This window comes from Amycolatopsis sp. SID8362 (assembly GCF_010550475.1).
Lineage (GTDB): Bacteria > Actinomycetota > Actinomycetes > Mycobacteriales > Pseudonocardiaceae > Amycolatopsis > Amycolatopsis eburnea.
Genome location: NZ_JAAGNB010001048.1, coordinates 1 through 10,500, shown reverse-complemented (window position 1 = coordinate 10,500; position 10,500 = coordinate 1). Strand labels below are relative to the sequence as shown.

The following is a 10,500-nucleotide window of genomic DNA, read 5'->3' as shown; positions in this document are numbered from 1 at the left end:
CCGCGCGTCCGCGAGCGCCCGGCGGATCACGCGCCGCTGAGCGGGTGCGCTCGGCGCGGACAGGCCGTTGGACGCGCCGTCCTGGTTGATCGCCGAGCCGCGGATCACCGCGAGCACGGTCCGGCCCTTCGCGACCGCGTCCGAAAGCCGTTCCAGCAGCACCACGCCCGCGCCCTCGGCCAGCCCCATGCCGTCGGCCGCGCCGGCGAACGCCTTGCAGCGGCCGTCCGGGGCGACCCCGCGCTGGCGGCTGAACTCGATCAGCACGGCCGGGGTCGACATGACCGTCACGCCGCCGGCGAGCGCCATCGTGCATTCGCCGCGCCGCAGCGCCTGCACGGCGAGGTGCAGCGCCACCAGCGACGACGAACACGCCGTGTCGACGGTAACCGCGGGTCCCTCCAGGCCGAGCGTGTATGCGATCCGTCCGGAAAGGACACTGCCCGCCTTGCCCGTCACCAGATGGCCTTCGACGCCTTCGGGTGCCGACTGCATCGCGCCGCCGTAGTCCGAGAACCCGCCGCCGACGAACACCCCCGCCTGCTCGCCGCGCGCCGACGCCGGGTCGATCCCCGCGCTTTCGAACGCCTCCCAGCCGACTTCCAGGAGCAGCCGCTGCTGCGGGTCCATCGCGAGGGCCTCGCGCGGGCTGATCGAAAAGAAGCCCGCGTCGAACTTCCCGGCGTCGCGGTAGAAGCCGCCGCCGCGCGCGTAGGTCGTGCCCTGGCTGTCGGGGTCGGGGTCGTAGAGCGCCTCGACGTCCCAGCCGCGCTCGGCCGGGAACTCCCCGACGGCGTCCCCGCCCTCGTCGACGAGCCGCCACAGGTCGGCGGCCGAGCGGACGCCACCCGGGTACCGGCAGCCGGTGCCGACGACGGCGATCGGCTCGTGCGCCCGGTCTTCGAGGTCGGCCAGCCGCTTGCGGGTGTCGCGCAGGTCGGTGGTGGCCCAGCGGAGGTACTCCCGCAGCTTCTCTTCGGGGGTGTCCATGGTGGTGCTCCTAGGTGCGAAAGGTCAGGGGGTGCGCAGGCCGTCGAGGACGTCGAACAGCTCGTCGTCGGTCGCCCCGGCGAGGTCGCGGTCCCCGGGCGCCGGCTCCGCGGTGTTCAGCCGGCCCAGCAGCGTCGTCAGCCGCAGGGTCAGCTCGGTGCGCGCCGGGCCGTCGGCGACACCGTCCGCGAGCGCCGCCTCCAGCCGGTCGAGCTCCGCCAGGCCCGCCGCCTCGCCGGGCACCAGCTCGGCGAGGACGTGCGTGGCGAGGGCCTGCGCGCTCGGGTGGTCGAAGACGAGCGTGGCGGGCAGCCGCAGCCCGGTGGCCGTCGCGAGCCGGTTGCGCAGGTCGACCGCGGTCAGCGAGTCGAACCCGAGCTCCTGGAACGCTTGGGCCGGGTCGAGCGCCGACGGCGAGTCGTGCCCGAGCACGGTCGCCGCCATGCCCCGGACCAGCTCCAGCACGGTCCGTTGCCGCTCGACGACCGACATTGCCAGCAGCCGCTCCCGAAACGCTTCCATCGCGGGAGTAGCGGCCGCGTCCGCCTCGGCTTCCGCGGCGAGCAGCCGCCGGACGTCCTCGATCCCGCCGAGCAGCGGGCTCGGCCGCGCCGAGGTGAACGCGGCGGTGAACCGCGCCCAGTCGACGTCGGCGACCGCGACGAAGGTGTCGTCGAGGTCGAGCGCCCGCTGCATCCCGCGCATGCCGGCCGCCGTCGCCATCGGGGACAGGCCGTGCCACTCCGGGTTGAGGTCCATCAGGTCCTCGACCACGACGCCGTCGTCGAGCACGTGCCGGGCGTCCCACACGCCCCACGCGATCGACGTCGCCGTGCGGCCCCGCGCCCGCCGCCGCTCGGCGAGCGCGTCCAGGTAGGCCGACCCCGCCGCGTAGGCGCCGTGGTCACCACTGCCCCAGACCCCGGCGATCGAGGAGAAGAGCACGAAGGCGTCGAGGTCACGGTCGGCGAACAGCTCGTCGAGGTGCGCGGCCCCGGCGACCTTCGCGGCGAGGACGTCGGCGAACTCCTCCACAGTGGACTCGGCCAGCGCGGTGAGCCGGATCAGCGCGGCGGCGTGCACCACCGACCGGATCGGCCCGTGCTCGGCCTCGGTCTTCTCGACGAGCGTCGCCAGCGCGTCCCGGTCGGCGACGTCGCAGGCGGCGACGGTGACGTTTCCGAGTTCCTCGGCCAGCTCGGCCATCCCGGCCGCCGCCATGCCCCGGCGGCTGGTGAGCACGAGGTGCTCCGCGCCGTCCGCGGCGAGCTTGCGGGCGATCACCGGACCGAGCGCACCGGTCGCCCCGGTGACCAGCACGGTCCCACGCGGCCGCCACGGTGCCGGAGGTGTGGCCGGCTTGGGCGCACGGATCAGACGTCGGCCGAAGACGCCGTCACCGCGGACGGCGACCTGGTCTTCCGGGCCGCCGCCGGTGATGGTGGCGAGGCAGCGCCGGAGGGCGTTTTCGCCGGGGTCGGCGGGCAGGTCGACCAGGCCACCCCAGCGTTGCGGCTGTTCGAGGCCGACCACGCGGCCGAAACCCCAGGTCTGGGCCTGTACCGGGTCCGGTGGGAGGTCCGTCGCCGTGACGCGCACGGCGCTGCGGGTCACGCACCAGAGGGGTGCGGTGATCCCGGCCTCGGTCAAGCGCTGGGACAGCACGAGGTTCGCGACGAGCCCGGCCGTGACTCCCGGCCGCAGTTCGGACCGGTCCGCGGCGAGCAGGGAGACGACGCCGGTGAAGTCCCCGGCCAGGTCCTCGCCGGGCGCGGTGACCACGACCTCGTGGCCCAGCCTGGCGAACTCCGCGATCAGCGGGTCGTCCGCATCGTCGGCGACCACGAGCCACCGGCCCGGCTCACCCGCAACAGGCTCAGCGGCCGGCTCCCACTCGACGGTGTACCGCATCGAGTCCACAACGGACTCCTCCGCACGGTCCGCTCGCCACCGCGCCAGCGCGGGCAGCACCGAGGCCACCGCCTCGGAGTCGGCGCCGAGCACCGCCGCCAGCTCGGCCGGATCACCCGCGTCCACCGCGGACCAGAACCCGGCGTCTTCCGCTTTCGCGACCCCGGGCAGCTCGAAGTCCAGCCAGAACCGCTGGTGCTGGAACGGGTACACCGGCAGCTCGACCCGCCGACCCCCGCTGAAGACCCCGGCCCAGTCGACCGGCACCCCCTGGACGTACAGCTCAGCGGCCGACAGCAGCACGCGATCCGCGCCACCCGCGTCGCGGCGGAGGGTGCCGCCGGTGACGGCCGGGCGTTCGGCGCGCTCCGCCGTCTCGGCGATCGCCGTCGTCAGCACCGGGTGCGGGCTGCATTCGACGAACACGCCGTGCCCGGCGTCCAGCAGCGCCCGCGTGGCCTCCTCGAACTCCACGGTCTGGCGCAAGTTGCGATACCAATAGGACGCGTCGAGCGTGCCGGTGTCGATCAGCGCACCGGTCACCGTCGAGAAGAACGGCACCCGGCCCGACATCGGCGTCACCGGGGCCAGCAGCTCGGCCAGCCGGTCTTCGATGCGGGTCACGTGGGCCGAGTGAGACGCGTAGTCCACCGGGATCCGCCGGACCCGCACGCCGTCGGCGGCGCACGCGTCCTGGAAGCGGGTCAGTTCCGCCGCCCCGCCGGACACCACGACCGCCCCGGGCCCGTTCACCGCGGCGACCGACAGGTCCGCGTAGTCCGCCAGCCGGGCACGCACGAGATCGGCCCCGAGCGCGACCGAGACCATCCCGCCCTGCCCGGCCAGCTCCCGGATGGCCTGGCTGCGCAGAGCGACGACCCGAGCACCGTCCTCAAGCGACAGTCCACCGGCGACGACGGCCGCGGCGATCTCGCCTTGGCTGTGCCCGAGCACCGCGTCCGGCCGGACGCCGAGCGACTCCCAGACCGCGGCGAGCGACACGAGGATCGCCCACAGCACCGGCTGCACGACGTCCACCCGCTCGATCGGCTCGCCCGCACGAACGACGTCGAGCAGCGAGAAGTCCACATAGGACGTCAGTGCGGCCGCGCACTCGGCCATCCGCGCGGCGAACACCGGGGAGGCGTCGAGCAGCTCGGCCGCCATGCCGGTCCACTGGGAACCCTGGCCGGGGAAGACGAACACGACCTTGCCGGGCGACCCGGCCACGCCTTCCGCGACACCCGGGCCGGCCAGCTTGCCCAGCCGGTCCCGCAGTTCGGCGGCATCCCGGCCGACGACGACGGCCCGGTGCACGAACTCCGACCGCGTCGTCGCCAGGGAGAACCCGACGTCGGCCGGGTGTGCACCATCCACTCGCGACAGCAGGTTCGCGGCCTGGGCCCGCAGCGCGTCGGCGGTGCGAGCCGAGAGCACCCAAGGCACCGCGGGCGGCGTCACCGGCTCGGCGACCGCCGTGCTTTCCGGCGCCTGTTCCAGGATCACGTGCGCGTTGGTGCCGCTGACGCCGAAGGAGGACACCCCGGCGCGGCGCGGCTTCCCGCCCGGCGCCCACGGCCGCGGCTCGGTGAGCAGCTCGACCGAACCGGCCGTCCAGTCGATGTGCGTCGAGCGCTCCTCGGCGTGCAGCGTGCGCGGCAGGACGCCGTGGCGCAGGGCCATGACCATCTTGATCACGCCCGCGACGCCGGAAGCGGCCTGCGTGTGCCCGATGTTCGACTTGACGCTGCCCAGCCACAGCGGCTCCGACCGGTCCTGGCCGTAGGTGGCCAGCAACGCCTGCGCCTCGATCGGGTCGCCCAGCGCGGTCCCGGTGCCGTGCGCCTCGACCGCGTCCACATCGGACGGTGCCAGTCCGGCGTTGGCCAGCGCGGCCCGGATCACCCGCTGCTGGGACGGACCGTTCGGCGCGGTGAGGCCGTTCGACGCGCCATCGGAGTTGACCGCGGAGCCGCGGATGACCGCGAGCACGGGGTGGCCGTTGCGCCGCGCGTCGGAAAGCCGTTCCAGGACGACCATGCCGATGCCCTCGGCCATGCCCATCCCGTCCGCGCCGGCGGAGAACGCCTTGCAACGCCCGTCCTTCGCGAGCCCCCGCTGCCGGCTGAACAGCACGAACGGCGCCGGGGACGCCATCACGGTCACGCCGCCGGCGATCGCCAGCTCACTTTCCCCGCTGCGCAGGGACTGCCCGGCCATGTGCAGCGCGACCAGCGACGACGAGCACGCTGTGTCGAGGGTGACGGCCGGGCCTTCGGTGCCGTAGGTGTAGGCGAGCCGGCCGGCGGTGACGCTCATCGAAGTCCCGGTGAGCAGGTGCCCCTCGGTCCCTTCCGGCGGCTCGGCCAGCCCGGCGCCGTACGACGACGTGCTGGCGCCGACGAACACGCCGGTCCGGCTCCCGCGCAGGCTGGCCGGGGTGATGCCGGCGCTTTCGAACGCCTCCCACGAGGTCTCCAGCAGCAACCGCTGCTGCGGGTCCATCGCGAGGGCTTCACGCGGGCTGATCCCGAAGAACGCCGGGTCGAATTCCGCGACGCCGTCGAGGAAACCGCCTTCCCGGACGTACGTCTTGCCGGGCGCGTCCGGGTCGGGGTCGAAGAGCCCGCCGAGGTCCCAGCCGCGGTCGGCGGGGAACCCGGAGATGCCTTCGCCGCCCGCGTCGAGCATCCGCCACAGGTCGTCGGGCGAGCCGACGCCGCCGGGGAACCGGCAGCTCATGGCGACGATCGCGAGGGGTTCGTCGGTGCTCGTCGTGGCGACGGCCACGGCCTCCTGCCCGCCACCGAGGTGCCGCGCCAGCGCTTCGGGGTTCGGGTAGTCGAAGACGAGCGTCGCGGGCAGCCGCCGTCCGGTCGCCGCCTGGAGGCGGTTGCGCAGCTCGATGGCCGTCACGGAGTCGAAGCCGAGGTCGCGGAACGCCCGCTCGGCGTCGACGTCGGCGCCGGAGTCGTAGCCGAGGACGGCCGCGACCTGCGCGCGGACGACCCCGAGGAAGTCGGCCTGCGCTTCCGGCGCCGCCTCGGCGACGAGCCGCCGGACCTCGGGGATCTCGCGGAACAGCGGGCTCGGCGTCCCGGACACGGCGACGACGCGGGCCCAGTCGATGTCGACGACGACGGCGCTGGTCTCGTCGTGGTCGAGCACGCGCTGCAGCGCCGCGATCGCCAGGTCCGGGTCCATCGCCGGGACACCGCGGGAGAGCATCCGCTCCTCGACGGCGCCGGTGGCCATGCCGCCGGCCGCCCAGTGCCCCCAGACGACGGCGGTCGCGGGCAGCCCCTCGGCCCGCCGACGGCGCGCGAGGGCGTCGACGAAGGCGTTGCCGGGGGCGTAGTTGCCCTGGCCCGCGGCGCCGAACATGCCGCCGAAGGAGGAGAACAGGACGAACGCGTCGAGGTCGCGATCGCGGGTCAGCTCGTGGAGGTTGACCGCGGCTTCGGCCTTGACCCGCAGGACGTGCTCGACCTGCCCGAGCGTGAGCTGCTCCAGCAACGCGTCATCGAGCGCGGCGGCGGTGTGGACGACGGCGGTCAGCGGCACGTCTTCGAGCAGGGCCGCGAGCGCCGCCCGGTCCGCGAGGTCCACTGTGGACACCGTGACCCGGCAGTGCGTCTCCAGTTCGGCGACCAGCTCGGGGGCGCCGGGAGCGTCGAGACCCCGGCGTCCGGTGAGGATGACGTGCTCGGCGCCACCGCGGGCGAGCCACCGGGCGACGTGCGCGCCGAGCGCCCCGGTACCCCCGGTGACGAGCACGGTTCCCTTCGGCCGCCACGTCTTCGCGGTCCCGCCGTCGGTGGCGTGGGCCAGCCGCCGGGCGAGCACCCCGGAGGCCCGGACCGCGAGCTGGTCTTCCCCGCCGGGCGCGGCCAGCACGGCGGCGACGTGCCCGGCGGCGTCCCCGGTGGCGGGCAGGTCGATCAGGCCACCCCAGCGGCCGGGGTGCTCCTGGCCGACGACCGGGCCGAGTCCCCAGACCAGGGCTTGCTCGGGGTCGACGGCGGGGTCGGCCGGGCCGGTGCTGAGCGCACCCCGGGTGATGACCCAGAGCGGCGCTTCGACACCGGCATCGCCGAGTGCCTGGACGAGGGTGACGGTGGCGGCGTGCGCAAGCGGGACGGCCGGGTAGTCCGGGTGCCGCCCGGGCGCGGAGGCCAGGAGGGAGAGGACTCCGGTGACGTTCTGGTGCTCGCCGAGGAGAGTCGCGAGCGCCGCGCGGTCGGCGGCGGGGTCGACGACGAGTCGCATGACATCGGCGCCTTGGGCCGCCAGGGAAGCTTCAAGCGGATCAGTACCGTCTTCGGGAAGCACCAACAGCCAACGGCCGGTCAGCTTGGCCGCAGCAGGCCGCAGGGGTCGCCAGGTGACGCGGTACCGCCAGCCATCCACAGTGGACCGCTCCTGACTACGCCGCCGCCAGGACGACAGAGCCGGCAGCACCGAGTCCAGTGCCTCCCGCTGCTCCTCGTCAACTCCCAGCGCACTGAGATCCGCGCGCTCCAGCGCGTCCCAGAACCGGTCGTCGACGGGGTTCGCCGAGCGCGGTTCCGGCTCACTGGGCCAGAACCGCCGGTGCCGGAACGGATACGTCGGCAGCTCGACCCGAGTCGCACCAGTCCCGCGGAACGCCACCGTCCAGTCGACCGGGACACCGGCCACGAACGCCTCCGCCAGCGACCGCGCGAGCCGGTCGGCACCACCGTCGTCCCGACGCAGGGTGCCGGTGGCCACCACTTCACGCGCGTCGGCCGTCTCCTCGACTCCCGCTGTCAGCACCGGGTGCGCGCTGCACTCGACGAACGCCGTGTGCCCCGAGTCCAGCAACCCACCGATCGCCCGGTCGAACCGCACGGGTTCGCGCAGGTTGCGATACCAGTAAGCCGCATCCAGGGCAGCGGTGTCGAGCACCTCGCCCGTCACCGCGGACACGAACGGGACCCGCCCGGACCGCGGCGTCACCTCGGCCAGCACCGACGCCAGCTCATCGGCCAGCAACTCGACCTGCGCCGAATGCGACGCATAGTCGACGGCGATCCGCCTCGCCCGCACGTCCACCGACGCCAACAACTCATCGAGCGCCGAAGCCTCGCCCGACACCACGACCGACGACGGCCCGTTCACCGCCGCCACGGAAATCCGCGCGCCCCACGGCGCGATCAGCTCACGAGCACGCTCGACCGGCGCGGCCAGCGACACCATCCCGCCCAGCCCGGACAACCGCAGGATCGCCTTGCTCCGCAAGGCAACAACCCGCGCACCGTCCTCAAGCGACAGTCCACCCGCAACCACCGCGGCCGCGATCTCACCCTGCGAATGCCCGACAACCGCGTCAGGCTCGACGCCGTAAGAGCGCCACACCTCCGCCAGCGACACCATCACCGCCCACAGGACCGGCTGCACGACGTCCACCCGCGAAAGGTCACCGTCGAGCGCGTCCAGGAGCTTCCAGTCGACAAAGGGCTCCAGCGCCGTCGCGCACTCCGCCATCCGCGCGGCGAACACCGGCGACGAGCCGAGCAGCTCGCGACCCATCCCGGTCCACTGCGAACCCTGCCCCGGGAACACGAACGCCACCCGGCGCCCCGGCCGGGCCACCCCGGTGATCGCGCGGCCGTTGAGGACGACCGCGCGGTGCTCGAACAGCGCGCGGGTCGTGACCAGCGAAAACCCGACGTCCAGCGGGTCACCGTCGACCGACGAGATCTGAGCCTGCAACGCTTCCGCGCTCCGGGCCGAGAACACCCACGGCACCACCGGCGGCACCACCCGCTCGACCTCAGCGGTCGCCGCCGCGGGAGCCGCTTCGAGGATCACGTGCGCGTTGGTCCCGCTGATCCCGAACGACGACACCGCCGCTCGCCGGGGACGGCCCGTCGACGGCCACGGCTCGGGCTGCGCGAGCAGCCGGATCGCGCCGGACGACCAGTCCACGTGCGGGGTCGGCGTCGCGGCGTGCAGGGTGCGCGGCACCGTGTCGTGGCCGAGCGCGAGCACCATCTTGACGACGCCGGCAACCCCGGCGGCGGCCTGCGCGTGGCCGATGTTCGACTTGACCGACCCGAGCAGCAACGGGTGCGCGCGGTCCTGGCCGTACGTCGCCAGCAGCGCGTCGGCTTCGATCGGGTCGCCCAGGGACGTCCCGGTCCCGTGCGCTTCGACGACGTCCACATCGGACGGCCGCAGGCCCGCGTTCGCCAGCGCCGCGCGGATCACGCGCTGCTGCGACGGACCGTTCGGCGCGGTGAGCCCGTTGGACGCGCCGTCCTGGTTCACCGCGGTCCCGCGTACGACCGCGAGCACCGGGTGCCCGAGCCGCCGCGCGTCGGAAAGCCGTTCAACCAAGAGCATGCCGACGCCCTCGGCCCAGCCGGCGCCGTCGGCGTCGGCCGAGAACGCCTTGCAGCGCCCGTCCCGCGAAAGCCCGCGCTGGTGCGAGAACTCGACGAACGTGCCGGGGGTGGCCATCACCGTCGCGCCGCCCGCCAGCGCCATCGTGCACTCGCCCGACCGCAGGGACTGGACGGCCAGGTGCAGCCCGACCAGCGACGACGAGCACGCCGTGTCGACCGTGACGGCCGGGCCTTCGAGCCCGAACGTGTAGGCGATCCGGCCCGACGCGACGCTGCCGGAGTTGCCGACGCCGAGGAAGCCCTCGACGTCGTCCGGGCCGTCGGACAGGCGGGGGCCGTAGTCGTGGTACATCAGCCCGGCGAACACGCCGGTGCGGCTGCCCCGAAGCGTGCCGGGGTCGATGCCCGCCCGCTCGAACGCCTCCCACGCCGCTTCCAGCAGCAGGCGGTGCTGCGGGTCCATGGCGAGGGCTTCCCGCGGCGAGATGCCGAAGAATCCGGGGTCGAAGTCGGCGGCGCCGTCGAGGAACCCGCCCGCGCGGACGTAGGTCTTGCCCGGCTTCGGCTCGGGGTCGTACAGCCCGTCGACGTCCCAGCCGCGGTCGGCCGGGAACTCGCCGATGGCGTCGACGCCGTCGGCCAGGAGCCGCCAGAAGTCCTCCGGCGAAGTGACACCGCCGGGGAACCTGCAGCTCATCCCGACGATCGCGATCGGCTCGTCCGACGCCGCCGCGATCGCCGTCTCCCGGACGGCCGAAGCGCCGCCGAGTTCGGTACGCAGGAACGCGGCGAGCGCGGCCGGCGTCGGGTGGTCGAACACGAGCGCGGCGGGCAGCCGCAGCCCGGTCGCGGCCGACAGCCGGTTGCGCAAGTCGACGGCGGTCAGCGAGTCGAACCCCAGGTCCCGGAACGCCATCGTCGTATCCACAGTGGACACGTCGGCGTGGCCCAGCACCACGGCCACCTGCGTACGGACGATTTCGGTCAGCAGGCGCTCGCGCCCGGCGTCGTCGAGGCCCGCCAGCCTCGACCGCAGGCCCGGGTCGACCGCGGCCGCCCGTGCGGGCACGAGCTTGCGCAGCACCGGCGGCACCGGCTGGTCGCGCAGCATGGCGATGTTCAGCTTCACCGGCACGAGCACCGCGTCGGCCAGGGTGCGGGCGGTGTCGAACAGCGCGAGGCCCGGTTCGTCGGCCAGCGGCGGGAAGCCGGCGCGAGCCATCCGCCG

1 protein-coding gene and 1 pseudogene are annotated in these 10,500 nt (G+C 74.2%); both read right to left on the bottom strand.

What is annotated here, in order from left to right; all coding sequences use genetic code 11:
- Nucleotides 1-990: beta-ketoacyl synthase N-terminal-like domain-containing protein (locus G3I65_RS32600; RefSeq protein WP_203612576.1), on the bottom strand; the 990-nt coding region annotated here is incomplete at its 3' end.
- 24 nt (nt 991-1,014) lie between these two features.
- A pseudogene (locus G3I65_RS58625) lies at nt 1,015-10,308 on the bottom strand (type I polyketide synthase); the annotation flags it as partial.
- Nucleotides 10,309-10,500 lie beyond the last annotated feature (192 nt).